Here is a 26,350-nt window from a genome sequence, read left to right as displayed (position 1 = left end):
TGCCGAGACGGCGGCCCCACTCTTTGCGCACAGTCATTGGTCCATTCCACTGACGCGCCGCAGGCGGTGAGGCCTCCCCGGAGAAAGCCCGCCGAACGGGCGCTGACATGGGAAATCCCTTGCCCTGAGCATGATTGACGGATCGTCGGCGAGCCGATACCACTGACCCACGATCGCCCCCGCACACCCGTCGAGCTCACATGTCCCAGGACCGTTCCCAGGAGGCCGCTTTGCCCTCGACCACCAGCGACCGCTCGCCGGCCGCCCGCAGACGCACGAACCAGGCGGCCCGGGCGGCGGGGACGCTCGCGACGGCGGCCCTGCTGCTCCCCCTCCTCGGCGCCGCACCTCCGAGCGAGGCCCAGGAGGCGTCGAACGCGGGGCTCCAGCACGCGTTCACGACCGCGGCGGCCGAGTACCGGGTGCCCCAGAGCGTCCTGCTCGGCGTCTCCTACCTCCAGTCCCGGTGGGACACGCACGGTGGTGCGCCCAGCGTCACCGGCGGCTACGGCCCCATGCACCTCACGGACGCCCGCGCCGCGCTCGCCGGTGTGGCCGCGCACAGCGAGGCCGAGGGCGATCCGCGCGGCGACACGTCACGGCCGGCTCTCACCCCGAAGATGAAGGTGCCGCAGAACTCCCAACTCCCGGCCCGTCTCAAGTCGTTGACGCGCGCCGCCGAGCTCAGCGGCATCCCCGCCGAACAGCTGCGCTCCGACCCCGCGGCCAATGTGCGCGGCGGCGCCGCCCTGCTCGCCTCGGCGCAGAAGGCCCTCGGTAAGCCCCTCAGCCCCGACCCGGCCGACTGGTACGGAGCGATCGCAAAGTTCTCCGGCGCCGACGACACCGCCACGGCCGCGACGTACGCGAACGACGTGTTCGCCGTGATCCACGACGGCGAGCGACGCACCACGGACGCCGGGCAGCGCGTGGAGCTCACGGCCGACCGCAGCCTGAAGCCCGACGCGGCGCAGGTGCGGAGCATGGGTCTGCGGAAGTCCGACGAGAGCGGCACCGAGTGCCCGCCGACCGTGTCGTGCGAGTGGATCCCGGCGCCCTACGAGGAGTTCGGGGACGGCGACTACGGCAACCACGACCTCGCCGACCGGCCGAACGACCAGAGCATCGACTACATCGTCATCCACGACACCGAGGCGACCTGGGACACCACGCTTCAGCTGGTCCAGGACAAGACGTATCTGGCCTGGCACTACTCGCTGCGCTCGACGGACGGGCACATTGCCCAGCACGTGAAGGCCAAGGACGTCGGCTGGCACGCGGGCAACTGGTACGTCAACGCCAAGTCCCTGGGCCTGGAGCACGAGGGATTCCTCGCCGAGCCGGACTCCTGGTACACGGAGGAGATGTACCGCGCGTCGTCGCGCCTGGTGAAGTACCTGGCGAAGAAGTACGACATCCCGCTGGACCGGCAGCACATCCTCGGCCATGACAACGTGCCGGGGACGACAACGGCCGGGATCAAGAGCATGCACACGGACCCGGGTCCGTACTGGGACTGGGGGCACTACTTCGCGCTGATGGGCAAGCCGTTCAAGGCGGCCGCGGGCCCGAAGGGCGGCCTCGTGACCGTGGCCCCCGACTTCGCCAAGAACAAGCCTGTGTACACCGGCTGCGTCAAGGCGGGCGAGACCTGTGCCACGCACGGCTCCGGCGCCGTACGGGTGTACACCGCGCCCAGCGAGGACGCGCCGCTGATCAAGGACATCGGGCTGCGGCCCGGCGGCGAGGACTCCACGACCGACGTGAACGACATGGGCGCACGCCTGTCGACCGGCCAGCAGTACGCGGTCGCGGAGCGCAAGGGCGACTGGACCGCGGTCTGGTACCTCGGCCAGAAGGCCTGGTTCAAGAACCCGAAGAAGCAGCCCACGGCCGTGAACGCGGCGGGCCTGGTCGTCGCCCCGAAGGCCGGCCGCACCGACGTCCCGGTGTACGGGCGCGCCTACCCCGAGAAGGAGGCATACCCGGCGGACATCACCCCGCAGACGGTCTCCCCGCTGCCGTACAAGCTGCTCGCAGGGCAGCGGTACGTCGCGGGTGCCAGGACGACCGCTGAGTACTTCTACTCGCCGACGTTCGACACGACGTCGCACCGGGTGGTGCGCGGCAAGGACGTCTACTACGAGATCCAGTTCGGTCACCGGGTGGCGTACGTGCGGGCCGCCGACGTGCAGGTGCTGCCGTCGGGCGCCTGACGGCACATGACTCGGCCGGGCCCGGAACTGCCGTGGCGGCAGGTCCGGACCCGGCCGGTTTTCGTGGCTCAGCCCTGGAACAGCTCCGGGGGCAGCGGCTTCAGAAGCGCGTAGAGATCGTCCGTGATGGGCCGGTCCCAGGCCGCGATGGTCACGAGGACGTTGTCACTGCGGTCGAACTGCACGCAGGAGATACGGCTCTCGGAGAGCTTGAGGCGGCGCACGATGAGGAGGTTGTCGCCCTGCATCACCGGGACGTCCTCGGTGCCGACGACGGTGACCTCCTCGTCGTTCTCCAGCGCGAGGAGGAGCTGGGCGACCTCGAAGGGGATCTCGCCCTCCGCGGTCTCGCGGGCCGAGGAGCCCTCGGGCAGGTTCCCGATGATCATCGCGGGGCCGCGGCCGCCGAACAGGTCGTAGCGCAGGAAGACGCCCTGGCAACTGCCGTCGGGGGCGGGCAGCAGGCCCGCGCCGAGATTGCCCGGCCAGTCGCCCGGGTCCATTGCGAGGACATCGAAGTCAGGACCCGCGGGTGTGGCGGAGCTGCGTCGGCGGAGGAAGGACATGCCGCAATGGTACGTGCATCGGGGCGCTCCGCGGCGCGGGGGCCGCGGCCCCGACAGGGTCCCTGGCGGACCGGCGCGGTCGATTCCCGGGGCACCGGGGTTCCCGCCCGCACGGTCCGGTCTGCTCAGGGGTGTGCAACCGGCCGGGGGCGACGGTCCGGGCGCACCCCGATGACCTCGCTCAACACCCTCTCCCCCGCGGCCAGTTCAGTCTCCTACGGCCTCGGCGCGGTGACGCTCGTGATGCCGGGCGACCCGGGCACGGTTGCCGCAGGACGGCTTACACCACTCCTGACGGGGATGGTCCTTGAGGAAGTAGCGCACACAACGCGGGGCGTGGCAGGCGCGCAGCCGCTCGCGGTCGTCGCTCGCGAGAAAGCCGACCGCGGCGCGGGCCAGGGCCGCCGTGAGCAGGTCGGAAGCGGGCGCCGGGGTGCGTGCCTCCTGGCGCACGAGGGGGGTGGCGCCGTCGTCCCAGGTGAGGACGGGGACGGTCGGGGCGAGCGCCGCCGCCGCGTTGAGCCGCCGCACCGCCTCGCTCAGGGGGAGCAGCCGGTGGGCGTCCGCCGGGCTCGGGTCGGCGGGGCGCACGGCGTGGGCGAACAGTGCGCGGACGGCGGCCCGCACCTCGCGCACCTCGGTGAGCGCCGCCGCGTCCGCTTCGAACCCGGCGGCGTCCGGCAGCGCCTCGGCGTGCTCCCGCACCCAGGCAGTCAGCGCTTCGGGCCGCCCGAGGTCGTCGGCGACACCGCCGTGCCCGTCGTGGCGGATGGTGAGGGCGAGGTCCAGGGCGAGCGGTGTGGCGTGCGGGCCTGTGCTGATGTCGCGCATGGGGCTAATGATAAGGTCCCGCGCATCCATTAGACCTGTGGGTGCAGGTCCAGATCTCCGAGGGGAGGCCGACGGTGCTCTCGTACTGGCGGGCGGGTCTGAGCGACGTGCCGGAGGAGGTGTGGGGCCACCCCCTCCTCGAGGTCCTCCTCCTGCCCGACAACGCGCTCACCCGGATCCCCCACCGCATCGGATCGCTCTCCCATCTGCACACCCTCGATCTCGGGCACAATCGCCTCACCTCGGTCCCGGACACGCTCGGCGACCTGACGGGCCTGACCCGTTTCCTCTACCTGCACGACAACGAGCTCACCGCGCTCCCGGAATCACTCGTCAGGCTCTCGCGGCTGGCCTATCTGAACGTCGGCGAGAACCCGCTCGCCGGTCTCCCCGGATCGATCGGCTCGATGACGGGCCTCGTGGAGCTGCGCGCCCAGCACGCCACCCTCACCCGGCTCCCGGAATCGATCGGCGCCCTGGGGGCGCTGCGCGAGCTGTGGCTGCGCGGCAACCGGCTCACCGCCCTCCCCGATTCCGTACGGCACCTGCGTGAGCTGCGGGAACTCGAACTGCGGGAGAACGCCTTCACCGACGTACCCGGATCCCTGCGCGGCCTTCCGCTGCTGCGCCGGCTCGACCTGCGGTCCAATCGGCTGCGTGAGCTGCCCGGCTGGATCGCCTCGCTGCCCGCACTGGAAAAACTGGACGTCAGATGGAACGACCTGCACGTGCCGCCCGCGCTGCTCGAGACACTCACGGCGCGAGGGTGCGCGGTCCTGTACTGAGCCAGCAAGGATCTTCTAGGGCATGTCCTCCGGCGCCGGCGGCACCACCGCGACCGGGCTCGCCGCGTGCAGCAGTACGGCCATCGTCACCGTGCCGAGCATCGGTGCGGGGCGCGTGAGGCGGCGCCGGTGGCGGCCCACGACCACGAGGCCGGCCTCGCGGGAGTTCTCGACGAGGTGGCCGGCCGCGTCGCCCGGCGCCACGTACAGGTCGACCTCGACGTCGGGGTGCGCCTTGCGGAAGGGCGCCACGGCGGCGTTCACCAGGGTCAGGGTCTCGCTCTCGGCCGCTTCCTGGTCGACGGTCGTGGGCGTGAAGTCGCCGAAGGTCGTCCAGGCGAGCACCGGCCACGGGAACGCCGCGATCACCTGGAGCCGCGCCGCGCGCCGATCGGCCTCCTCGAAGGCGAAGGCGAGGACGGTGTCGTCGGGCTCGTCCACCTCGACGCCGACGACCACGCGCGGTCCGGGCGGTACGTCGCTGTCGCCGTGCACGGTTCGTCCGGGCCTGGGCACTACGACGACGGGGCAGGCGGCGTCCCGCGCCGCGGCCACACCGTTCGAACCGAGCAGCAGACTGGCGAAGCCGCCGCGTCCGCGCGAGCCGAGGACCAACAGCTGTGCCTCGGAGCCGAGTTCGGTCAGGACGGCCGCCGGGGCTCCCTCCAGGGTCTCGTATTCGACCGGTGGCAGATCATCTCGACCGGTCAGGGTGGCGCGCACCTCGTCGAGGACCGCGTCGCCCGCGGGCTCCGGCGGGCCGGACGCCAGTGCGTCGCGCCGAGTCCAGGGGCCGTACTGGCGCACATGAGCGATCCGCACGGGCGCCCCGCGCCTGCCCGCTTCCGTCAGTGCCCACTCCAGGGCACGCAGGCTGTCTTCGGATCCGTCGACGGCGGCCACGACGGGCAGGGGGCGCGGGGTACTCATGTCCAACCTCCGGCACCGGGGCACGGTGTCGACGGGCCCCGGCAAGAGCGACTGTTCCTGCCCCCAGCCTCGCGCACACCGGGGCCAAGGGGCAGGGACGAACGTCACATGTCGCCGGAAAGGCCGGAAACGTCACCTGACCGCGGCTCGGGTCAGGCCCGCTCAGGCCAGGCCCGCTCGGGCCAGGCCCGCTCGGGTCAGGCCTGCTCAGGTCAGACCCGCTCGGGTCAGGTCGGCTCAGGTCAGGTCGAACTCCCCCTCGCGTGCCCCTAGCACGAACGCCCCCCATTCCGCGGGCGTGAAGATCAGGGACGGATTCTGGGGACTGCCGCCGTTGCGCATCGCGATGAAGCCTTCGACGAAGGCGATCTGGACGTCGCCCCGCCCCTTGCTGCTCGAATGCCAGTCCGCGGCACTCAGATCGAGGTCCGGCTTGTCCCAACCCGCGAGCGTGTGCTGCTCGATGGTGCTTTCGGCCACGTCCGTGCTCCTCCCAGTTCGTCGTCCGCCGCCAGCCTAGCGATCGGCCCGCGCGGCGGACAGGCCGCGGCGGCGAGCCGTTCAGGACGTGGGCGGCTGCGCCCCGACGAGCCACATCGAGAAGAACTGCGAGCCGCCGCCGTAGGCGTGCCCGAGGACCTTGCGGGCACCGTCGACCTGGTGTTCCCCGGCCTGCCCGCGGACCTGGAGCGCGGCCTCCGCGAAGCGGATCATGCCGGAGGCGCCGATGGGATTGGTGGACAGGACGCCGCCCGACATGTTGACGGGGAGGTCGCCGTCGAGTTCCGTGACGCCCGATTCCGTGAGCTTCCAGCCCCCGCCCTCGTCGGCGAAGCCGAGGTTCTCCAGCCACATCGGCTCGTACCAGGAGAACGGCACGTACATCTCGACGGCGTCGATCTCGCGGCGCGGGTCGCCGATGCCCGCCTGGCGGTAGACGTCGGCGGCACAGTCCTTCCCGGCCTGCGGCGAGACGAAGTCCTTGCCCGCGAACATGGTCGGCTCGCTTCGCATCGCGCCACCGTGCATCCACGCCGGCGGCTGCGGTGAACGGGCCGCGCCCGCACGGTCGGTGAGGATCATGGCGCACGCGCCGTCGGAGGACGGGCAGGTCTCGGAGTAGCGGACCGGGTCCCACAGCATCGGCGAGGACTGGACCTTCTCCAGGGTGATGCCGTGCTCGTGCAGATGCGCGTAGGGGTTCTTCAGCGCGTTGCGCCGGTCCTTGTACGCGACCAGGGAGCCGACGTGGTCGGGTGCTCCGGTGCGCCGCATGTACGCGCGGACGTGCGGGGCGAAGAAGCCGCCGGCGCCGGCGAGCAGCGGCTGCGTGAAGGGGATCGGCAGGGACAGGCCCCACATCGCGTTGGACTCGGACTGCTTTTCGAAGGCGAGGGTGAGGACGGTCTTGTGGACTCGGGACGCCACGAGGTTGGAGGCGACGAGGGCGGTGGAGCCGCCGACCGAGCCCGCCGTGTGCACCCGGAGCATCGGTTTGCCCACCGCGCCGAGGGCGTCCGCGAGATACAGCTCGGGCATCATGACGCCTTCGAAGAAGTCGGGCGCCTTGCCGATCACCACGGCGTCGATGTCGGCCCACGTCAACTGGGCGTCCTCCAGGGCGCGTTGTGCGGCCTCGCGGACGAGTCCGGCGATCGAGACGTCCTTGCGGGCCGCGACGTGCTTGGTCTGGCCGATGCCGACGACGGCCACGGGTTCCTTGTGCGTGGCGTGCCCCGTACTGCTCATCGGGCGTCTCCTTCCAGGACGGCGACCAGGTTCTGCTGGAGGCAGGGGCCGGAGGTGGCGTGCGCGAGGGCCCGGTCGGACTCGCCGCGGTGGATACGGGCGGCGGCCTCGCCGATCCGCAGCAGACCCGCGGCCATGACCGGGTTGGCGGCGAGCGCGCCACCGGAGGGGTTCACGGCCACGCCGTCGCCCAGCTTCAGCGCCTTGCGCAGGACGACCTCCTGTGAGGTGAACGGGGCGTGCAGCTCAGCGGTGTCCACGGGCCGTTCGAAGGCGCCCGCCCGCTCGGCGGCCAGCCGCGTGGAGGGGGAGTCGGTGAGGTCGCGTACGCCGAGGCTGTGCGCCTCGATGCGGTGGTCCATGCCGCGGATCCAGGCGGGCCGCTCGCACAGTTCGCGGGCCTTGTCACCGGCGGCGAGGATCACGGCGACGGCGCCGTCGCCGACCGGCGGGCAGTCGCCCTTGCGCAGCGGCTGCACCTCGTAGTCGCCCTGTGGCACCGAACCCTTCACCTGTGCGTGGGGGTTGGACGATGCGGACTCCCGGCTCCGTGCGGCGATACCGGCGAGCGCGGGTTCGTCGGTCTCGCCCGCGTCGATCAGGGCTTGTGCCTGGAGTGCGGCGAGCGCGACGGAGTCCGGCCACAGCGGGGCCACGTAGTACGGGTCGAGCTGGCGGGTGAGCACATCGCGCACGGAGCCGGGCGAGGACTTGCCGTACGAGTAGACGAGCGCCGTGTCGACCTCGCCGGTGAGGAGCTTGACCCAGGCCTCGTACATCGCCCAGGCCCCGTCCATCTCCACGTGGGACTCGGAGATCGGCGGCCAGGCGCCCACGCCGTCGAGGGTCATGGTGAAGGAGAACGCGCGGCCCGCGAGATAGTCGGAGGAGCCGGAGCAGGTGAAGCCGATGTCGCTGGTCTTCAGACCGGTCTGCGCCAGCACTTGGTGCAGCACCGGCATCACCATGTCGACCTCGGAGAGTTCGTCGGTGGTGCGCAGATGGTCGCTCTGCGCGAAGGCGACGATCGCTACCTCTCGCATCTAGACCAGCTCCTTGTACGTGTCGTAGTCGGCGTCCGGTTCGCCGGTGGGCCGGTAGTGGTCGGGGTAGCGGCCGCCCTCGGTCCAGACGGGCTCGACCCTGAGGCCCATCCGCACCTGGTCGTAGGGGATGCCGGCGATGCGGCCGTGGAGCGCGAGGTCGGCGCCGTCGAGTGCGATGTGGGCGTAGACGTAGGGCAGTTCGATGTCGAGGTTCTTGGCCTTGACGTTGACGATGCAGAAGGTGGTGACGGTGCCGGCCGGGCCGACTTCGACCCGGTCGGTCGTGGCGACGCCGCAGGTGGGGCAGGCGCCGCGCGGCGGGACGTAGACCTTGCGGCACGACGGGCAGCGTTCGCCGACGGTGCGGCGGTCGGCGAGGGCGTTGATGTAGGCGGTCTGGGCGCGGCCCGGGGAGTACACGTAGTCGAGACGGGCCTCGGCGACGATCCCGCTGACCGCGTCGTCGAACTGCCCGTCGTGCGCGGCGGGTTCGGCCTCGGCCGCCGCCCCCTCGTACGGCTCGAAGCAGGCGATGTCGGTGATGGCGCCGGTGCGTTCGGCGGCCCAGCGGACGCGGACGCGCATGCCGGTGGTCACGGCGTCGGGGCCGGGTGCGTCGAGGGCGTGCAGGAGGCCGGTGTCCGCGCCGTCGAGCTTGACCAGGACCCAGGCGAAGGGGGCGTCGAGGGGCTGGCCGCGGCGGGGTTCGGGGTTCCAGGCCCAGGTGGTGACCGTGCCGGTGGGCTCGACCTCGACGAGGTCGCGGAGCTCGTCGGCGGTGACGGGGTCGTACTCGACGGGCGGGACCATGACCTTGCCGTCGGTGGTCTTCACGCCGAGGACGGTGCGTTCGCGCAGGCCGGTCAGGAACGCGCTCTGGACGGGGCCGAGCGAGCGGGTGAAGGGGAACTCGACGACGAGCGGGGCTTTGAGGACTTCGGGCACTTCATGACTCCTTGACGGTCGGAGGGCTTCACGCGCGCCGGTAGACGGCGGGACGCTTCTCGGCGAAGGCCCTGGGGCCTTCCTTCGCGTCCTCGGTGGCGAAGATCGGCCAGCCGCGCTCCAGTTCGGACTTGAGGCCGTCGGTCTCGGTCATCTCGGCGGTCTCGTACACCGAGGCCTTCACCGCCTCCACCGCGAGCGGGCCGCAGGCGTTGACCTGCTCGGCGATCTCCAGGGCCTTGTCGAGCGCGGTGCCGGCCGGGACGACACTGCCGATGAGCCCGATGGAGAGGGCCTCGGCCGCGCTGTAGTGCCTGCCGGTCAGCAGCATCTCCAGGGCGTGGGTGCGCGGGATCTGCCGCTGAAGCCGCACCGTGGAACCGCCGATCGGGAAGAGGGCGCGCTTGACCTCGGAGAGGCCGAAGGTCGCGGTCTCGGCGGCGACGCGGATGTCGGTGCCCTGGAGGATCTCCGTGCCGCCGGCCACGCAGTAGCCCTCGACAGCGGCGATCACGGGTTTGCGGGGCCGGTGATGGCGCAGCATCGCCTTCCAGTGCAGGTCGGGGTCGGCCTTGAGCCGGTCCCGGTACTGCTCGCCCTCCATCCCTTTGCCGGCGAGGGCCTTGAGGTCCATGCCCGCGCAGAACGTGCCGCCCGCGCCGGTCAGGACGATTGACCGGACCGAGTCGTCCTCGTCGGCGGCGACCCATCCGTCGTAGAGGCCGACCAGCATCGGCAGGGAGAGCGCGTTCTTGGCCTCGGGCCTGTTGAGGGTGAGTACGAGGGTGGCGCCCTCGCGCCGCACCGTGAGGTGTTCCGTCCCGTGACCCGCCCCGTGTCCCGCGTCGTGTTCCGTGCCACCCATGGCCGTGCTCCCGTCTCGGATGCGTCTCGGCTGCCGCGTACGTCTCGGATGCGAGAACAGGTTGCAGTAGGCGGGTGGCCAGTTCAAGAGTTTTCTGACAGTCAGTCAGATTTCTTGTGCGGGAGCCCTTCCCTGTTCCCTGCGCCTCTGCTGAGATGACGGCCACATCGAGATGGCGCCTGGGTCAGGAGGAGCGGTGGAGTACAACCTTGCCGACCTGTTCGAGTCGGTCGTCGACGTGGTCCCGGACCGCGAGGCGCTCGTGCACATCGACCATCCCGGCACGGGCGCGGAGCGCCGGCTCACCTATGCCGGACTCGACGCGGCGGCCAACCGCCTCGCCCACCATCTGATCGACAGCGGGATCCGCCCCGGCGAACACCTGGGCCTGCACCTCTACAACGGCATCGAGTACCTCCAGACGGTGCTGGCCTGCCTCAAGGCACGGATCGTCCCGGTCAATGTCAACTACCGCTACGTGGAAGAGGAGCTGGTCTACCTCTACCGCGACGCCGACCTCGCGGCGCTCGTCTTCGACGCCGAGTTCACCGAGCGCGTCGCGGCCGCTCTGCCGCAGACGGAGAAGCTGCGCCACCTCGTGCGCGTGGGGACCGCGCCGACCGGCGCGCCGCCCGTCAAGGCCGTGGACTTCACGGAGGCGGAGGCCGCGGGCTCGCCGGAGCGCGGCTTCGGGCCGCGCTCGGCCGACGACCTCTTCATCATCTACACGGGCGGCACGACCGGCATGCCCAAGGGCGTGATGTGGCGCCAGGAGGACCTGTTCTTCTCGGGGCTCGGCGGCGGCGCCCCGACGGGCGAGCCGGTGAGCAGGCCGGAGGAGCTGTCCGAGCGCGTCGCGGCCGGCGGCGACGGGATCACCTTCTTCCCCACGCCTCCCCTGATGCACGGCACCTCCACCCTCACCGCCTTCATCGGCTTCAACTTCGGCCAACGCATCGTCATCCACACGAAGTTCGTGCCCGAAGAGGTCCTGCGCACGGTCGAGAAGGAGAAGGTGACGAGCATGTCGCTCGTCGGGGACGCGATGCTGCGGCCCCTGATCGACGCGCTGAACGGGCCCATGAAGGGCACGGACTGCTCGTCGATGTTCAGCGTCTCGTCGTCGGGCGCGATCATGTCGGAGACGGTGCGCGCGCAGTTCCAGGCGCTCGTCCCGAACGTGATGCTCCTGAACAACTTCGGCTCCTCCGAGTCCGGCTTCAACGGCACGGCGACGGACGACTCGGGTCCGGAGAAGGGCTTCCGCCTCCGGGTCAACTCTCGTACCCAGGTGGTAGATCCGGCGACGTACGAGCCGATCGCTCCCGGAGAGCCGGGCCGCATCGCCCAGCGCGGGCACGTCCCGCTCGGCTACTACAACGACCCCGCGAAGACGGCCGAGACGTTCTTCCAGAAGGGCGACGAGCGGTGGGTGCTGCTCGGGGACATGGCCACGGTCGACGAGGAGGGCATCGTCACCGTCCTCGGGCGCGGGTCGCAGTGCATCAACACGGGCGGTGAGAAGGTGTATCCGGAAGAGGTCGAGCAGGCCCTCAAGTCCCATCCGGACGTGTACGACGCGCTGGTCGCCGGAGTGCCCGACGCGAAGTGGGGGAACCATGTCGCCGCCGTGGTCCAGCTGCGCGACGGCGCGGCACCGCCCTCGCTCGACGACATCCAGACCCACTGCCGCACCCGCCTCGCGGGCTACAAGATCCCCCGCCAGCTCGTCCTGACCGACCGGATCCAGCGCTCACCCAGCGGCAAGGCGGACTACCGGTGGGCGCGGGCGGTGGCGGCGGACGGCTCCTAACGGGACACGACGACGGACCCAACGGACACGGCAAGCGCTCGGGGCGCGACGCATCCGCGCACCGGGGCATCCGCGTACCGGGGCACAAACCGTTTGCCGCCCCGGCCTTCCAGTGCTGGAGTGGCCGCATGGATCATCAAGCGGTGTTGTCCCGGTTCGACCGGCAGTTGAGGCGGGACGCCAAGCCCGACGGCCCCGGCGCGCGGGTCGAGCGGGTGGACGGCGTGGTGCGGCAGACCGGCGCCGAGGGCAGCTCCTGGAACGGCGTCGTGTGGTCGGACCTCGACGAGAGCTCGGCGGACGCGGCGATCGCCGCCCAGGTACGACATTTCACCGAGCTCGGACGGGAATTCGAGTGGAAGACGTACGGGCACGACCTGCCGCACGACCTTCCACAGCGACTCACGGCCGCCGGCTTCGTCCCCGAGCCCGTGGAGACCCTGCTGGTCGCCGAGGTCGCGGCCCTGCCGACGGACGTCCCGCCCCCCGAAGGAATCCGGCTGCTCCCCGTCACCGACGAGAGGGGCGTCGACCTCATGTCGCAGGTGCACGACAAGGCCTTCGGCCGGAGTCTCGGCCTCACCCACCACCAGCTCCTCGCCCAGCTCGCCGAGGACCCGGACGCCGTGCCCGCGGTGCTCGCGCTGGCCGGGGACGTGCCGGTGAGCGCGGCCCGTATGGAGACGCACCCGGGGACGGACTTCGCGAGCCTGTGGGGCGGCGGCACGGTCGCCGAGTGGCGCGGGCGCGGGATCTACCGCAGCCTCGTCGCGTTCCGTACCCGCATAGCCACCGAGCGTGGCTACCGCTACCTCCAGGTCGACGCCTCCAGCATGAGCCGCCCGATCCTGGAGCGCCTCGGCTTCACGGCTCTGAGCACCACCACTCCATACCTCCACAGGCCCGACGGGGGCGCCTGAGGCCACCCGGCGGCGATTGATTCCGTCCCGCCTCTTGACGCCTGCCCCCGCCCCTTGAATTACTGACCCTGAACGGATCAACCGAATGATCGGTCGGCCGATTCGCCCATTATGTGAATCCGGGTGGACGGCCGGCCCTCAGGGCTCGGGAGTGCGGTCGACGATGACAGAACTGCTGGACGTGGGGGAACAGCTCGGCCCCGAGGAGCTGCACGCACAGCAGCTGGAGCTGCTGCGGGCGACACTGCGCCGCGTGTACGAGCGGGTGCCGTTCTACCGCGCGTCCTTCGACAAGGCGGGCATGCACCCCGACGACTGCCGCTCGCTCGCCGACCTGGCCCGCTTCCCGTTCACCACGAAGACCGACCTGCGGGACAACTACCCCTTCGGGATGTTCGCCGTGCCCGAGACGGACGTGCGCCGGCTGCACGCGTCCAGCGGGACCACGGGCCTGCCCACCGTCGTCGGCTACACGGAGAACGACCTCTCCATGTGGGCCGACATGGTGGCGCGCTCCCTGCGCGCGGCGGGCGCCCGGCCCGGCCACAAGATCCACGTCGCGTACGGATACGGCCTGTTCACGGGCGGGCTCGGCGCGCACTACGGCGCCGAGCGGCTCGGCTGCACGGTCATTCCCGCGTCCGGCGGCATGACCGCCCGCCAGGTGCGGCTGATCCAGGACTTCCGCCCCGAGGTCATCATGGTCACCCCCTCGTACATGCTGACGATCCTCGACGAGTTCGAGCGCCAGGGCGTCGACCCGCGCAGCACGTCCCTCAAGGTCGGGGTCTTCGGCGCCGAACCGTGGACCGAGGAGATGCGCCGCGAGATCGAGGAGCGCTTCGCCATCGACGCCGTCGACATCTACGGCCTGTCGGAGGTGATGGGACCGGGCGTCGCCCAGGAGTGCGTCGAGACGAAGGACGGGCTGCACATCTGGGAGGACCAGTTCTATCCGGAGGTTGTCGACCCGATCACCGGCGAGGTCCTGCCGGACGGTGAGCAGGGTGAGCTGGTGTTCACCTCGCTCACCAAGGAGGCCATGCCCGTGATCCGCTACCGGACACGCGACCTGACCCGGCTCCTGCCCGGCACGGCCCGCCCCTCCTTCCGCCGCATGGAGAAGGTGACGGGCCGCAGCGACGACATGGTGATCCTGCGCGGCGTGAACCTCTTCCCGACCCAGGTCGAGGAGATCGTCCTGCGAACCCCGGGCGTCGCCCCGCACTTCCAGCTCCGGCTGACCCGCGAGGGGCGCATGGACGCCCTGACGGTACGCGCGGAGGCCCGCGCGGACGCGACCGCTTCCGAGCGCGACGCGGCGGCCCGCGCCATCGCGACGGGCGTGAAGGACGGCATCGGTGTCTCGGTGACCGTGGAGGTCGTGGCCCCGGAGACGCTGGAGCGGTCGGTGGGCAAGATCAAGCGCATTGTGGACCTGCGGGGACGGGAGGCGTAGGTGGTAAGGCGGGGGCCGGCACGCCGGCCCCCGCCGGGCCGCCTTCGTCAGCGCGCGTCGTCCCACAGGTCGTGCGCGTAGCCGTCGACGACCGCCCCGATCCTGGCGAGCGCCTCCTCGGCGGGCAGCGGTGCGGGGCGGCGGCCGTCGCGCAGGCGCAGCGCGACCCGACCGTCCACGGCCTCTCGCGCACCGATGACCGCCTGGTACGGCACGAGCCGGGCCTCCCGGACGCGGGCGCCCAGGGTGCCGTGCTCGGGGCCCGCGACCTCGGCCCGCAGCCCGAGCTCGGCGCACCGGCGCGCGAGAGCGTCGGCGTGCGGCAGCTCTGCGTCCGAGATCGGCAGGATCGCCACCTGGGTGGGGGCGAGCCACGCCGGGAAGGCGCCGCCGTGCTGCTCGATGAGGTGCGCGACGGCCCGTTCCACGCTGCCGATGATGCTGCGGTGGACCATCACCGGACGGTGTTTCGCCCCGTCCGGGCCGATGTAGTGCAGATCGAAACGCTCGGGCTGGTGGAAGTCGACCTGGACGGTGGACAGGGTCGACTCGCGCCCCGCACCGTCGGCGACCTGGACGTCGATCTTGGGCCCGTAGAACGCGGCCTCACCCTCGGCCGCCTCGTACGGAAGACCCGACCGGTCGAGTACCTCGGTGAGCAGCGCGGCGGAGCGCTGCCACATCTCGGGGGCGGCGACGTACTTTCCGCCCGGCCCCGGCAGCGAGAGCCGGTAGCGCGCCGGGGTGATGCCCAGAGCCTCGTAGGCCCTGCGGATCATCTCCAGGGCCGCCAGCGCCTCGCCGGCCACCTGATCGAGGGTGCAGAAGATGTGCGCGTCGTTGAGCTGGATGGCCCGTACGCGAGTCAGACCGCCGAGCACGCCCGACAGCTCGGAGCGGTACATGCCGCCCAACTCCGCCATGCGCAGGGGCAGTTCGCGGTAGCTGTGGGAGCGGGAACGGTAGATCACGGCGTGGTGGGGACAGAGGCTGGGCCGCAGGACGACCTGCTCGCCGCCCAGGTCCATCGGGGGAAACATGTCGTCGCTGTAGTGCGACCAGTGCCCCGAGATCTCATACAGCTCGCGCTTGCCGAGGACCGGCGAGTACACGTGCCGGTAGCCGGCCCGCCGCTCAGCGGCGCGGATGTACTCCTCCAGGGTGTGCCGCACAGCCGCGCCGTCGGGCAGCCAGTACGGCAGGCCCGCGCCGATCAGCGGGTCGGCGTCGAAGAGGCCGAGCTCACGACCGAGCTTGCGGTGGTCGTGCTTCGGCCGCTCGTGCCGCGGGTGTTCCTGATTGCGCTGCTCGTGCTTCTGCGGGTCCTGGTTCTGTTGGTCGTGCTTCTGCGGGCCCTGCATCTGCTGCTCGTGCTTCTGCTGGTTCATTTCGGGATCCCTCGCGGTCGTCGGGCGAGTGGTCCCATGGCGAAGCCCCGGGGCACTCGCCCCGGGGCTTCGGACAAACACAGCTGTCAGCGCGCCGGGACACTCTCCGGCGTCGTCGTCCTGGCAGCAGCGCGTCGCTTCATGCCCGGACCGTAACAGGGCCCCGGCCGGGTCCGCGCGTCATTTTCCGGCGGGCTCAGTCCGCCGTGCTGAACCGGTCCCGCAGCTCCCGCTTGAGGATCTTGCCGCTGGCGTTGCGCGGGAGTTCGTCCACGAAGACGACCCGCTTGGGCGCCTTGAAGTGGGCTAGCTTCTCGCGTGCGTGGTCGATGAGTTCCGTCTCGGTGACCTCGCCGCCACGGACGACGACGGCCGTGACGGCCTCGATCCAGCGCTCGTCGGGCAGTCCGATGACGGCGGTCTCGGCCACCTGCGGATGGGTGTAGAGCGCGTCCTCGACCTGCCGTGAGGCGACGAGCACGCCCCCGGAGTTGATGACGTCCTTCACGCGGTCGACAACGGTGAAGTAGCCCTCGCCGTCGCGCACCGCGAGGTCCCCCGAGCGGAACCAGCCGTCACGGAAGGCCGCCTCGGTCTCCTGCGGCTTGTCCCAGTAGCCGTCGCACAACTGCGGTGAGCGGTAGACCACTTCACCGGCGGTGCCGTCGGGCACCTCTTTGCCGTCCTCGTCGACGACCCGCGCCTCGACGAACAGGACGGGCCGCCCGCAGGAGTCCATGCGGCCCTCGTGCTCGTCGGGCCCGAGGACGGTGGCGAGCGGTCCGATCTCGCTCTGGCCGAAGCAGTTGTAGAAGGCGAGTCCGGGCAGGTGCGCGCGCAGCCGTTCCAGGACCGGTACCGGCATGATCGACGCGCCGTAGAAGGCCTTGCGCAGGCCGCTCAGGTCCCGGGTCGCGAAGTCCGGGTGCTGCGAGAGACCGATCCAGACAGTGGGCGGCGCGAAGAGGCTGTCGGCGTCACCCGCCTCGACGAGGTCGAAGATCTTCGCGGCGTCCGGCGCGTCGAGGATCGTGTTCTGCGCGCCGACGGCGAGGTACGGCAGCAGGAAGACGTGCATCTGCGCCGAGTGGTAGAGCGGAAGGGAGTGGACGGGCCGGTCCGTCTGCGTGAGGCCGAGGGCGTGGATCGCGCTGACGTACTCGTGGACGAGCGCCCGGTGCGACATCATCGCGCCCTTGGGCAGCGCGGTCGTGCCGGAGGTGTACAGGAGTTGCACCAGGTCGTCGGCGTCGGACTGCGGTCCGTCGTACGGCTCGGCGGACGGGATCCGGGCGAGCAGGGAGTCGTGCGCGTCGCGCAGGGCCAGGGTGCGCACGCCCGCGGGGAGCCGGTCCGCCAGGTCGGGGTCGGTCAGTACGAGCGCGCAGTCCGACTGGCCGACGATGTAGGAGAGGTCGTCTCCCGTGAGGTTCTGGTTGACCGGCACGTGCACGAGCCCGGCGCGCGAACAGGCCAGGAAGCCGATCAGGTACGCGTCCGAGTTGTGCCCGTAGGCGCCGACGCGGTCCCCTCGTCCGAGTCCCAGACCCTGCAGCACGCCGGCCGCGCGCGAGACGGCCGCGTCGAGTTCGGCGTACGTCCATGCGCGCGGGCCGTAGCGAACGGCGACGCGCTCGGGGGCGCGTCGTGCGCTGCGGCGCAGCGTCCCGTCGACCGTGCTGGCGCGTACGTCTTGTTCATCCCGGACACCCGTCATGGCGCGATCCTGTGCCCCGGCCGACACGAAATCAAGGCCGGTGACGCGCGTCGCGCGATGGCCGCACCGGACGCCGCCCTTCCGGGCATACCGGTTGGTACGCTCAACCGCCCCTTCCCTCACTCCAGTTGGGAGGCACGATGCGCACCCGCCCGAGACGTCTCGCGGTCATAGGTTTCGCCCTGTTGACCGCGTTGAGCACCACGGCCTCGCTCCCGCCGGCGGCCGCCGGCGGTCACGGCCGGCCCGAGCACCACCCGCACGGCGGCGGCCTGTCCGCCACGATCCGCTACACCGAGTACGGCATTCCGCATATCGTCGCCCAGGACTACGCGGGCCTGGGCTTCGGCACCGGGTGGGCGCAGGCGGCCGACCAGGTGTGCGCGCTCGCCGACGGATTCGCCACCGTGCGCGGCGAGCGCTCCCGTTACTTCGGGCCCGACGCGGCCCCTGACGGCTCCTTGTCGTCCGCCACTAAGAACGTCTCCAGCGATCTCTACTTCCGGGGTGTCCGTGAGGCGGGCACCGTGGAGAAGCTCCTCGCCGAGCCGGCGCCCGCGGGCCCGGGCCGTGAGGTGAAGGAGACGATGCGGGGCTTCGCCGCCGGCTACAACGCGTGGCTGAAGCAGAACCGGATCACCGACCCCGCCTGCAAGGGCGCGGACTGGGTGCACCCGGTGACGACCCTGGACGTAGCTGCGCACGGCTTCGCGCTCGCCGTGCTGGGCGGGCAGGGCCGCGGCGTGGACGGCATCACGGCCGCACAGCCGCCTTCCGCGGGAACCCCTGCCCGTACGCCGGACAAGGCCACGACGGCCGCGGCCGCCAAGGAGCTGTTCTCGAGCGAGGACGCCGACATGGGGTCCAACGCCGTCGCGTTCAGCGGCGCCACCACGGCGAACGGCCGCGGTCTGCTTCTCGGCAACCCGCACTACCCCTGGCAGGGTGGCCGCCGCTTCTGGCAGTCGCAGCAGACGATTCCCGGCGAACTGAACGTCTCCGGCGGCTCGCTCCTCGGCTCGACGACGATCTCGATCGGGCACAACTCCCGTATCGCCTGGAGCCACACCGTCGCGACGGGCGTCACGCTCAATCTCCACCAGTTGACGCTGGACCCGGCCGACCCGACCTCGTATGTCGTGGACGGCAAGCCGGAGCGGATGACGAAGCGGACCGTGAGCGTCGCGGTGAAGGACGGCGCGCCGGTCACCCGCACGCAGTGGTGGACGCGGTACGGGCCGATCGTGAACTCGCTGGGCGCCTCGCTGCCGCTGCCCTGGACGGCCACGACTGCCTACGCGCTCAACGACCCGAACGCCCTGAACCTGCGTTCCTCCGACACGGGGCTCGGGTTCAGCAAGGCACGCTCCACGGACGACGTGCTGCGCTCGCTGAAGCGCACGCAGGGACTTCCCTGGGTGAACACGATCGCCGCCGACGCGTCCGGGCACTCGCTGTTCGCTCAGGCGCAGGTGCTGCCCCGGATCACCGACGACCTGGCCGCGCGCTGCTCGACGCCGCTCGGCAAGGTGACGTATCCGGCGTCCGGCGTCGCCGTCCTGGACGGCTCGCGCGGCGACTGCGCGCTCGGCTCCGACAAGGACGCCGTGCAACCGGGCATCTTCGGACCGTCCAGGATGCCGGTCCTCAAGGACGCGCCCTACGTGGAGAACTCGAACGACAGCGCCTGGCTGGCCAACGCCGACCGCCCGCTGACAGGGTACGAGCGGGTCTTCGGGACGGTCGGCACGCAGCGGTCGATGCGGACGCGCGGCGGCGTCGAGGACGTCTCCGCGATGGCGGGTCGCGGCGCTCTCACCGTCCCCGATCTGCAGCGTCAGCAGTTCGCCGACCGGGTGCCCGCGGCGGATCTGGCGGCGGCGGACACGGCGCGCGCGTGCGCGGCGCTGCCGGCCGGCATGGCGACAGGCAGTGACGGCAAGGCCGTTGACGTGAGCCAGGCATGCGATGTGCTCAACAAGTGGGATCACACGATGCGCACGTCGAGCCGTGGCGCACTGCTCTTCGACCGGTTCTGGCGCAAGCTCACGGCGGCCGTGCCGAACGACAAGCTGTGGAAGGTGCCGTTCTCGGCCGCCGACCCGGTGCGCACGCCGAACACGCTGAACACGCAGGCGCCGGGCTTCGCGACGGCACTCGCCGACGCGGTGGGCGAGCTGCGGTCGGCCGGGATCGCCCTGGACGACCCGCTCGGCGCGCGCCAGTTCGTCGTACGCGGCGGCAAGCGCATCCCCGTCCACGGCGGCACGGAGTCACTCGGTGTGTGGAACAAGGTCGAGACCCTGTGGGACGCGAAGGCGGGCGGCTACACGGAGGTCGTCCACGGGTCGAGCTACATCCAGGCCGTCGGCTGGAACGGCGGCGGCTGCCCGGTGGCCCGCACCCTGCTGACGTACTCCCAGTCCTCGAACCCGAACTCGCCCCACTACAGCGACCAGACGCACCTGTTCTCGGACGGACAGTGGGTGACCTCGCGCTTCTGCGAGAAGGACATCTTGAAGTCACCGGCGTTGAAGGTGGTGCGGGTGCACGACTGAACGACGGGAGCGGCCCGGGGCAATGCCCCGGGCCGCTCCTTCCGTCAGACCTCCGCGCGGGTCACATCGCGCGGGTGCGGCCCTCCCAATAGGGGTCGCGCAGACGGCGCTTGTAGAGCTTGCCGTTCGGGTCGCGCGGCATCGTCTCGATGAAGTCGACGGTCTTGGGCCGCTTGTAGCCCGCGAGTTGACGCTCGCAGTGAGCGAGGATCTCGACGGCGAGCGCGTCCCCGGCGGTGTGCCCCCCCGCGGGTTCGACGACCGCCTTGACCTCCTCGCCCCAGTCGTCGTTCGGGATCCCGAAGGCCGCGGCGTCGGCGACGGCCGGGTGGGTGAGGAGCGCGGACTCGATCTCGGCGGGGTAGATGTTGACGCCACCCGAGATGATCATGTCGATCTTGCGGTCACGGAGGAAGAGATACCCGTCCTCGTCGAGAATGCCGAGGTCGCCGACGGTGAAGAAGTCGCCGATGCGATTCTTCTTCGTCTTGCTCTCGTCCTTGTGGTACGAGAATCCGCCGGTGCTCATCTTCATGTAGACGGTGCCGAGTTCGCCGGGCGGCAGCCGGTTGCCGTCGTCGTCGAACACGGCGAGTTCGCTGATGGGCCAGGCCTTGCCGACCGTGCCCGGCTTCTTCAGCCAGTCCTCGGCGGTCGCGAAGGCGCCGCCGCCCTCACTGGCCGCGTAGTACTCCTCGACGCTGTGGCCCCACCAGTCGATCATCGCGCGTTTGACGTGGTCGGGGCAGGGCGCGGCGCCGTGGATGGCGTGCCGCATCGCCGACACGTCGTACGCGCTCCTGACGCTGTCGGGCAGGGCGAGCAGGCGGTGGAACTGGGTCGGCACCATGTGCGTGTGCGTGCACTTGAAGGTGTCGATGAGGCGCAGCATGTCCTCGGGGGTCCACTTGTCCATCAGCACGAGGGTGTGTCCGATGTGCAGGGACGCGCCCGCGAACTGGAGCACGGCGGTGTGGTAGAGCGGCGAGCAGACGAGGTGCACGTTGTCGTCGAACGGCTTGATGCCGAAGATGCCGAGGAAGCCGCCGAGGTAGGTCTCCTCGGGGAGCTTGCCGGGCAGGGGGCGGCGGATGCCGCGGGGGCGGCCCGTGGTGCCCGAGGTGTAGTTCATGACCCAGCCGAGGGTGCGGTCGTCCGGCACCGACTCGGGCTGTCCGTCGAGGAGTTGGGCGTAGGGGCGGAATCCGTCGACGGTGCCGACGGCGTACCGCTGTCCTGCGGGGAGCCCCGCTTCGTCGGCGGCGGCCACGGCCTGTTCGGTGAACCGCTCGTGTGCGATGAGGACCTTCGCTCCGGAGTCGGCGACGATCCAGGCGATCTCGGGGCCGACCAGATGGTGGTTGACCGGGACGAGGTAGAAGCCGGCCTGGGAGGCGGCGAGGTACGCGGTGAAGAACTCGACTCCGTTGGGCAGGACGACGGCGAACGCGTCACCTCGTTCGAGGCCGGCGGCCCGCAGGCCGTGCACGAGCTTGTTGACGTCGGCGTGCAGCCGGCCCGCGGTCCACTCCTCCCCGTCGGGTGCGACGAGGACGGTACGGCCGGGATCCGCGGTGGCCTGGGCCCAGAATCCGTTGGGGGGCGCGCTGTTGGTGTGGGGGCCTGTGCTCACGACTGGCCGCTCCTTCCTGCGATGCGGTTGATCCGGTCGACGGCGCGCTCGAAGCCGCGTGTGAGGTCGTCGAACACGGCCTGGACGGGGCGTTCGCTCGTCATCCGGCCGACGATCTGCCCGACGGGCGTGCCGAGCAGCGGATCGACCTCGTACTTCTGGATGCGGGAGACCGCCTCGGCGACGAGCAGCCCCTGGAGCGGCATGGGCAGCGTGCCGGGGCCCGACGGGTCGTCCCACGCGTCGGTCCACTCCGTGCGGAGCTGGCGCGCGGGCTTGCCGGTCAGGGCGCGGGAGCGGACGGTGTCGCCGGACCCGGCCGCGAGGAGTTTGCTGGTGAGGGCGCGGGAGTGGAGGTCGGCCTCGGTGGTGGTGAGCCAGAGGGAGCCGAGCCAGACGCCCTGGGCGCCGAGCGCGAGGGCCGCCGCGATCTGCTCCCCGCTGCCGATGCCGCCGGCCGCGAGGACAGGCAGCGGCGACACGGCGTCGACCGCTTCGGGCGTGAGCACCATGGACGCGATCTCGCCGGTGTGTCCGCCCGCCTCGTAGCCCTGCGCGACGACGATGTCGATGCCCGCGTCCGCGTGTTTACGGGCGTGCCGGGCGCTGCCCGCGAGAGCGGCCACGAGTACGTTCTGGTCGTGGGCGCGCTGGACGACGTCGGCGGGCGGTGAACCGAGCGCGTTGGCAAGGAGTTTGATCGGGTAGTCGAAGGCGACGTCCAGCTGGTTGCGGGCGACCTGCTCCATCCAGCCGGTGATGCGCCAGCCCGACACCTCGCCCTCGGCGAGCTCGGGCACGCCGTGCTTGGCGAGGGTGTCTCTGACGAACTGGCGGTGTCCTTCGGGGATCATCGCCTCGACGTCGGCCTCGGTCAGTTTCTGATGGTTCGGGCCCTCGACCTTCTTCGCGGGCATCACGACATCGAGCCCGTAGGGCGCGCCGTCGACGTGTTCCTCCATCCAGTCGAGGTCGCGGGCCAGGTCGTCGGGTGCGGTGTAGCGGACCGCGCCGAGCACACCGAACCCCCCGGCCCTGCTGATGGCGGCGGCCACCGCCGGGAAGGGCGTGAAGCCGAAGATGGCGTGCTCGATCCCCAGTTTCTTGCTCAGCTCCGTCTGCATGGGCGCAGAATGCCGCACTCCTGCGAACGAGGGAAGACACTTTCTGATGCTGCGTCAGATTTTTGCGGCGCAATTCCGAGGCTTGACACGACCGGAACCTGACATGAAAGTTTCATCCGTCGAGCTAGATCCCGAAAGATACTTTCAGAAGGGGTTCGTTCATGACCGACGGCGCGGCGGACAGATTGCAAGACACGGACGACGGGCTCTCCCGTCGCCAACTGGGCGCGAGTGTACTGGCGTTGAGCGGGGCACTGGCCCTCGCCCCGTTCCCGGCGGGGCCCGCCGCCGCCGCGGACACCCACACGGACGGGCACGCCGACGGGCACGCACCCACGCTGCGCCGCGGGTCCCCGGAACAGGCCGGTCTGATCGCCGGGCATCTGCGCCAGCTCGTCGCCGACGCCGAGAAGTTCCTCGCCCCCTCCCCCAAGCACCCCTGGTACGCGGGCGCCGTACTGCTCGCCGGCCGCGGCGGCACGGTCGCTCTCCACCAGCCGATCGGCAAGGCCGTGCGCTACTCGGCCTACGACGACAAGACCGACACCGGTGTGGAGTTCCCCGCCGACCAGCAGATCGCGGCGGCCGAGGACACGGTCTACGACCTGGCCTCCGTGTCGAAGCTGTTCACCTCGCTCATCGCCGTGCAGGAGATCGAGCGCGGCAAGCTGGAGCTGGAGGCCACGGTCGCCTCGTACCTCCCCGACTTCGCGGCCGCCGGCAAGCAGGACATCACGATCCGTCAACTCCTCACGCACACCTCGGGATTCCGCGCCTGGATCCCCCTCTACAAGGAGACGACGCGCGAGGGGCAGCTCCGGCTCATCTGGAACGAGGCGCCCCTCAACCCGCCCGGCACCGTGTACCTCTACTCCGACCTCAATCTGATCTCGCTCCAGCTGGTCCTGGAGAAGCTCACGGGCGAGAGCCTGGACGTACTCCTGCGCGAGCGGATCACCGGCCCCCTCGGCATGCGCCGCACCCGTTACAACCCGCCCGCGTCCTGGAAACCGAAGATCGCCGCGACGGAGGACGCACGCCTGCCCTGGTCCGGCCTCGACCGCGGACTCGTCTGGGGCGAGGTGCACGACGAGAACGCGTTCGGGCTCGGCGGTGTGGCGGGCCACGCCGGTGTCTTCTCCTGCGCGTGGGACCTCGCGATCCTCGGCCGCACCCTCCTCAACGGGGGTTCCTACGGCAAGGCGCGCATCCTGTCCGAGGAGTCCGTACGGCTGCTGTTCACCGACTTCAACCAGGCGTTCCCCGGCGACGAGCACGGCCTCGGCTTCGAGCTCTACCAGCACTGGTACATGGGCGCGATGGCGACGCCACGCACGGCCGGGCACACCGGCTTCACCGGCACGTCCATCGTCCTCGACCCGACGACCGACTCGTTCCTCATCGTGCTCGGCAACTCCGTGCATCCCGTGCGCACTTGGCGATCCGGCTCCGCTCCCCGGGTCGCCGCGGCGAACAACCTCGCCCGCGCCGTCGCCGTACGCCCCGCGCACGGACGCACCGCCTGGTTCTCCGGCATGGCGAGCGCCACGTCGGCGACACTCACGCTGCCCGCACTCGACGTCACCTCCGACACGGCGAGCCTCGGCTGCGACCTGTGGTGGGACACGGAACCGCACTCCGACCTCCTGTATCTGGAGGTGTCGGCCGACACCGGGGCGACCTGGCAGCCCCTGCCGTTCACGACCACCCGTAAGGGAGAGGACGCCGAGGACCACCCCAAGGGCACGGCCGACGGCTGGTCGGGCCGCACCTGGCACCGCCTGACCGCCGCTCTCGGCGCCTTCAAGGGCGGCAACGTCCGCCTGCGCTGGCGCTACGCGACCGACCAGCTGTACGTGGGGCGCGGGGTGTACGTGGACGGGGTGCGCGTCACCGACGGCCGCCGGACGGTGTTCGACGAGACACGCCCGTCCGACGCGGCGAGGATCGAGGCGGTGGGGTGGTCGCCCTCAGAGGACTGAGCGCGGCGCCGACGACGCCGGGGATATCTGGGCGGGCAGGCGGGTCCGGGGACGACGACGTTCGATCGCGTACAGCTTGAAGGCTCCCCTCCCCTGAAGGGAGGAGATTCTCTACCCTCCAGGGCTGTGCGGGGATTTACGGCTCAGGCAGCCTCCTGGTCCAGCGGACCAGGAGGTCTTACGCCCTCGGCACCGTCCGGGTTCCAACCTGCCCGGACCAGCATCACGCGGGCGGAGTTCTTATCCCGGGGGGACACGGCTCCGCACACGGTGCAGGCGTACGTTCTCATCGAGAGAGGGAGTGCGTGCTTGGTTCTCGCTGCGCACTGCGCACATTCCATCGTGGTGTGCGCCGGGTGCACGAGACGGACGTCCCGTGCGTGTTTGCGGCCCATCTCGACCAGGGCGCGCTTCGTCGCGGCGATGGCGGCGTCGGCCGCTGTGCGGGCCATCGTGGTCTTCGCGAGGAACTTCGGCCGGAAGTCCTCCACCGCAACCCCGTCATGGCCACGCATCACGGACGTGGCCCACTTGCGGCCGGTGTCCTCACGCTGCCTCGCGATCTTCTTGGACACCTTGGCGGCCTGTGCCTGCGCCTTCCGATAACCCTTGGATGCGGGCTGCCCTTTCGGGCGCCGGCGCCGGGCCATCATCCGCTGGTACTTCGCGAGCCGCTGCGCGGCCCGCTTGCCGTGCCCGGCATGCGGGAGGTCGTAGGCGTCATCCGTGGTGGTGGCCGTCTCCTTCACACCCCAGTCCACCCCGAGAACCCGCCCGGTGGCGGGCAGCGGTTCGCTCTGCGCGGGAGCGACGAAGGACACGTACCAATGCCCAAGCGTGTCCTGGTACACGCGCACGCTCGACGGGTCGGCCGGAAGGTCCCGCGACCACACGACAGTCAGCACGATCCCGCCCGCGAGGTGCAGGCGGCCGTCCTTGAGGCGGAAACCGCGCTTCGTGTAGTTCATGCCCGGCTTGGCGTCCCGCTTGCGCTTGAAGTGGGGCATCCCCGCCCGGCGGTGCTGCGCAAGCCGGTCCTTGATGTCCTTCAGCGCCTTCGCCCTCGACTTGGTGAAGTCGCGGATCACCTGCTGCTGTGGCACGGACGCGCCCTGAGCCAGCCACGGCGTCACTTTGCGGGCCTCGGTCAGCAGCTTGTCAAGCTGGGCCGGACCGCACGTCAGCTTCTCGCCGCCCGCTCTGCGCTGCGCGTGGACCTGCCTGGACTTGGCCACACACTCGTTCCACAGCCACCGGCAGCGATCCCACTCGGCGTCGAGCGCGCGCCGGGCCGTCGCCGACAGGCGCACACGAAAGGTGTACCGGGCATGCCCGGCCCCCTGCGTGATCGCTCCACTCGTCATACACCCGAACCTACCCGGGAGGACTGACAGTCGAGAGTTCTTGACCGCTGTCGGCTCACTCACCCCGTCACCCGGTGGACGGTCTTTCGCCCCGGGGGCGAAACCCCTACTTCCTGTCCTGCTCCGCAGGAGTCCGATTCCTCCCCGGCCGCGTGTGCCACGCGCTCGGTGACGTACGCCGTGACCGAGTCGAGGACGTGCGTGAGGGTCGCCTGCGTCAGGTTGTCCTTGGACGAGAAGTGGTAAAGGACCGCGGCCTTCGACATCCCGGCCTGCTGGGCGATGGCCGACAGGGATGCCACGGCACAACCCCTCTCGCAGATCAGGTCGATCGTCGCCTCGATGAGCTGACCGCGCCGCACCTGCTCGGTCGGGGTCGGCGTCGCGTCCGCACGGCGAGGAGCCATGACGGCGCCACCTCGTTCCTTCTCGGACCGCCCCCTCAGTCACTCGACCGTA

General features: G+C 70.8%; 21 protein-coding genes. 7 read left to right on the top strand and 14 right to left on the bottom strand.

From position 1 onward, the window contains the following. Nucleotides 1-320 precede the first annotated feature (320 nt). On the top strand, nucleotides 321-2,216 hold the full coding sequence (locus tag OG456_RS35550) for an N-acetylmuramoyl-L-alanine amidase (protein WP_266569532.1): 1,896 nt from the start codon (nucleotides 321-323) through the stop codon (nucleotides 2,214-2,216). A gap of 68 nt (nucleotides 2,217-2,284) precedes the next feature. Here OG456_RS35550 and OG456_RS35545 read toward each other — a convergent pair whose 3' ends face one another. Together OG456_RS35545 and OG456_RS35540 are read right to left on the bottom strand one after the other, a co-directional pair. Further along, on the bottom strand, nucleotides 2,285-2,782 hold the full coding sequence (locus tag OG456_RS35545; RefSeq protein WP_266568310.1) for a hypothetical protein: 498 nt from the start codon (nucleotides 2,780-2,782) through the stop codon (nucleotides 2,285-2,287). Nucleotides 2,783-2,989: 207 nt separating this feature from the next. Beyond that, nucleotides 2,990-3,613, bottom strand: a complete 624-nt coding sequence (locus tag OG456_RS35540; RefSeq protein WP_266568308.1) for a CGNR zinc finger domain-containing protein — start codon at nucleotides 3,611-3,613, stop codon at nucleotides 2,990-2,992. A gap of 74 nt (nucleotides 3,614-3,687) precedes the next feature. Here OG456_RS35540 and OG456_RS35535 point away from each other — a divergent pair, with 74 nt between their 5' ends. Beyond that, the gene (locus OG456_RS35535; protein ID WP_266568306.1) at nucleotides 3,688-4,398 is read left to right on the top strand and encodes a leucine-rich repeat domain-containing protein; all 711 of its coding nucleotides are present in this window, start codon (nucleotides 3,688-3,690) and stop codon (nucleotides 4,396-4,398) included. Between the two features lie 15 nt (nucleotides 4,399-4,413). Here the strand turns inward: OG456_RS35535 and OG456_RS35530 are convergent, their stop codons facing one another. From OG456_RS35530 to OG456_RS35505, 6 genes are all read right to left on the bottom strand, one after another. Beyond that, nucleotides 4,414-5,328, bottom strand: a complete 915-nt coding sequence (locus OG456_RS35530) for a universal stress protein (protein WP_266568304.1) — start codon at nucleotides 5,326-5,328, stop codon at nucleotides 4,414-4,416. Nucleotides 5,329-5,565: 237 nt separating this feature from the next. Continuing rightward, a complete protein-coding gene (locus tag OG456_RS35525) occupies nucleotides 5,566-5,808 on the bottom strand; it encodes a DUF397 domain-containing protein (protein ID WP_116500600.1) in 243 nt (80 codons plus the stop codon). 81 nt (nucleotides 5,809-5,889) lie between these two features. Further along, a complete protein-coding gene (locus OG456_RS35520) occupies nucleotides 5,890-7,077 on the bottom strand; it encodes a thiolase domain-containing protein (RefSeq protein WP_266568301.1) in 1,188 nt (395 codons plus the stop codon). Then, entirely contained in the window at nucleotides 7,074-8,120 is a 1,047-nt protein-coding gene (locus tag OG456_RS35515; RefSeq protein ID WP_266568299.1) for a thiolase domain-containing protein, read from the bottom strand. Before OG456_RS35515 ends, OG456_RS35520 begins: the two co-directional genes overlap by 4 nt. Continuing rightward, entirely contained in the window at nucleotides 8,121-9,068 is a 948-nt protein-coding gene (locus OG456_RS35510; protein WP_266568297.1) for a Zn-ribbon domain-containing OB-fold protein, read from the bottom strand. A gap of 28 nt (nucleotides 9,069-9,096) precedes the next feature. Then, a complete protein-coding gene (locus OG456_RS35505) occupies nucleotides 9,097-9,933 on the bottom strand; it encodes a crotonase/enoyl-CoA hydratase family protein (protein WP_266568295.1) in 837 nt (278 codons plus the stop codon). A 196-nt stretch (nucleotides 9,934-10,129) separates the two neighbouring features. Here OG456_RS35505 and OG456_RS35500 point away from each other — a divergent pair, with 196 nt between their 5' ends. From OG456_RS35500 to paaK, 3 genes are all read left to right on the top strand, one after another. Further along, on the top strand, nucleotides 10,130-11,746 hold the full coding sequence (locus OG456_RS35500) for an acyl-CoA synthetase (protein WP_266568293.1): 1,617 nt from the start codon (nucleotides 10,130-10,132) through the stop codon (nucleotides 11,744-11,746). Between the two features lie 128 nt (nucleotides 11,747-11,874). Further along, the gene (locus OG456_RS35495; protein ID WP_266568291.1) at nucleotides 11,875-12,666 is read left to right on the top strand and encodes a GNAT family N-acetyltransferase; all 792 of its coding nucleotides are present in this window, start codon (nucleotides 11,875-11,877) and stop codon (nucleotides 12,664-12,666) included. 163 nt (nucleotides 12,667-12,829) lie between these two features. Beyond that, nucleotides 12,830-14,125 carry a phenylacetate--CoA ligase PaaK gene (gene paaK / locus OG456_RS35490; protein ID WP_266568289.1) on the top strand — a complete coding sequence of 432 codons (1,296 nt, stop codon included), beginning with the start codon at nucleotides 12,830-12,832 and terminating at the stop codon, nucleotides 14,123-14,125. A gap of 47 nt (nucleotides 14,126-14,172) precedes the next feature. Here the strand turns inward: paaK and thrS are convergent, their stop codons facing one another. Both thrS and OG456_RS35480 read right to left on the bottom strand, forming a co-directional pair. Next, the gene (gene thrS, locus OG456_RS35485; RefSeq protein WP_266568287.1) at nucleotides 14,173-15,513 is read right to left on the bottom strand and encodes a threonine--tRNA ligase; all 1,341 of its coding nucleotides are present in this window, start codon (nucleotides 15,511-15,513) and stop codon (nucleotides 14,173-14,175) included. 196 nt (nucleotides 15,514-15,709) lie between these two features. Next, nucleotides 15,710-17,230, bottom strand: coding sequence for an acyl-CoA synthetase (locus OG456_RS35480; protein WP_266568285.1), 1,521 nt, complete (start codon nucleotides 17,228-17,230; stop codon nucleotides 15,710-15,712). Nucleotides 17,231-17,370: 140 nt separating this feature from the next. On the opposite strand from OG456_RS35480, the gene OG456_RS35475 reads away from it, so the two are divergent. After that, on the top strand, nucleotides 17,371-19,788 hold the full coding sequence (locus OG456_RS35475; protein WP_266568283.1) for a penicillin acylase family protein: 2,418 nt from the start codon (nucleotides 17,371-17,373) through the stop codon (nucleotides 19,786-19,788). A 61-nt stretch (nucleotides 19,789-19,849) separates the two neighbouring features. On the opposite strand, the gene OG456_RS35470 is transcribed toward OG456_RS35475, so the two are convergent. Further along, the gene (locus OG456_RS35470; RefSeq protein ID WP_266568281.1) at nucleotides 19,850-21,421 is read right to left on the bottom strand and encodes an acyl-CoA synthetase; all 1,572 of its coding nucleotides are present in this window, start codon (nucleotides 21,419-21,421) and stop codon (nucleotides 19,850-19,852) included. Continuing rightward, nucleotides 21,418-22,545, bottom strand: a complete 1,128-nt coding sequence (locus tag OG456_RS35465) for a nitronate monooxygenase family protein (RefSeq protein ID WP_266568279.1) — start codon at nucleotides 22,543-22,545, stop codon at nucleotides 21,418-21,420. Before OG456_RS35465 ends, OG456_RS35470 begins: the two co-directional genes overlap by 4 nt. A gap of 161 nt (nucleotides 22,546-22,706) precedes the next feature. Here OG456_RS35465 and OG456_RS35460 point away from each other — a divergent pair, with 161 nt between their 5' ends. Beyond that, the gene (locus OG456_RS35460) at nucleotides 22,707-24,527 is read left to right on the top strand and encodes a serine hydrolase (RefSeq protein WP_266568277.1); all 1,821 of its coding nucleotides are present in this window, start codon (nucleotides 22,707-22,709) and stop codon (nucleotides 24,525-24,527) included. 143 nt (nucleotides 24,528-24,670) lie between these two features. On the opposite strand, the gene OG456_RS35455 is transcribed toward OG456_RS35460, so the two are convergent. Both OG456_RS35455 and OG456_RS35450 read right to left on the bottom strand, forming a co-directional pair. Next, on the bottom strand, nucleotides 24,671-25,891 hold the full coding sequence (locus OG456_RS35455) for a transposase (protein ID WP_266568274.1): 1,221 nt from the start codon (nucleotides 25,889-25,891) through the stop codon (nucleotides 24,671-24,673). 59 nt (nucleotides 25,892-25,950) lie between these two features. Further along, entirely contained in the window at nucleotides 25,951-26,298 is a 348-nt protein-coding gene (locus OG456_RS35450) for a TetR/AcrR family transcriptional regulator (protein ID WP_266568268.1), read from the bottom strand. Nucleotides 26,299-26,350: the final 52 nt, after the last annotated feature.

This window comes from Streptomyces sp. NBC_01446 (genome assembly GCF_026340095.1).
Classification (GTDB): domain Bacteria; phylum Actinomycetota; class Actinomycetes; order Streptomycetales; family Streptomycetaceae; genus Streptomyces; species Streptomyces aureus.
The sequence above is the reverse complement of the archived record's forward strand: the minus strand, read 5'-3'. Positions and strand labels throughout refer to the sequence as shown.

What these genes read in the sequence shown, in the direction of transcription:
- OG456_RS35545 (WP_266568310.1), bottom strand. Translation starts at nt 2,782, where the DNA reads ATGTCCTTCCTCCGCCGACGCAGCTCCGCCACACCCGCGGGTCCTGAC.
- OG456_RS35540 (WP_266568308.1), bottom strand. Translation starts at nt 3,613, where the DNA reads ATGCGCGACATCAGCACAGGCCCGCACGCCACACCGCTCGCCCTGGAC.
- OG456_RS35530 (WP_266568304.1), bottom strand. Translation starts at nt 5,328, where the DNA reads ATGAGTACCCCGCGCCCCCTGCCCGTCGTGGCCGCCGTCGACGGATCC.
- OG456_RS35520 (WP_266568301.1), bottom strand. Translation starts at nt 7,077, where the DNA reads ATGAGCAGTACGGGGCACGCCACGCACAAGGAACCCGTGGCCGTCGTC.
- OG456_RS35515 (WP_266568299.1), bottom strand. Translation starts at nt 8,120, where the DNA reads ATGCGAGAGGTAGCGATCGTCGCCTTCGCGCAGAGCGACCATCTGCGC.
- OG456_RS35505 (WP_266568295.1), bottom strand. Translation starts at nt 9,933, where the DNA reads ATGGGTGGCACGGAACACGACGCGGGACACGGGGCGGGTCACGGGACG.
- OG456_RS35495 (WP_266568291.1), top strand. Translation starts at nt 11,875, where the DNA reads ATGGATCATCAAGCGGTGTTGTCCCGGTTCGACCGGCAGTTGAGGCGG.
- paaK (WP_266568289.1), top strand. Translation starts at nt 12,830, where the DNA reads ATGACAGAACTGCTGGACGTGGGGGAACAGCTCGGCCCCGAGGAGCTG.
- thrS (WP_266568287.1), bottom strand. Translation starts at nt 15,513, where the DNA reads ATGAACCAGCAGAAGCACGAGCAGCAGATGCAGGGCCCGCAGAAGCAC.
- OG456_RS35480 (WP_266568285.1), bottom strand. Translation starts at nt 17,230, where the DNA reads ATGACGGGTGTCCGGGATGAACAAGACGTACGCGCCAGCACGGTCGAC.
- OG456_RS35475 (WP_266568283.1), top strand. Translation starts at nt 17,371, where the DNA reads ATGCGCACCCGCCCGAGACGTCTCGCGGTCATAGGTTTCGCCCTGTTG.
- OG456_RS35465 (WP_266568279.1), bottom strand. Translation starts at nt 22,545, where the DNA reads ATGCAGACGGAGCTGAGCAAGAAACTGGGGATCGAGCACGCCATCTTC.
- OG456_RS35460 (WP_266568277.1), top strand. Translation starts at nt 22,707, where the DNA reads ATGACCGACGGCGCGGCGGACAGATTGCAAGACACGGACGACGGGCTC.
- OG456_RS35455 (WP_266568274.1), bottom strand. Translation starts at nt 25,891, where the DNA reads ATGACGAGTGGAGCGATCACGCAGGGGGCCGGGCATGCCCGGTACACC.
- OG456_RS35450 (WP_266568268.1), bottom strand. Translation starts at nt 26,298, where the DNA reads ATGGCTCCTCGCCGTGCGGACGCGACGCCGACCCCGACCGAGCAGGTG.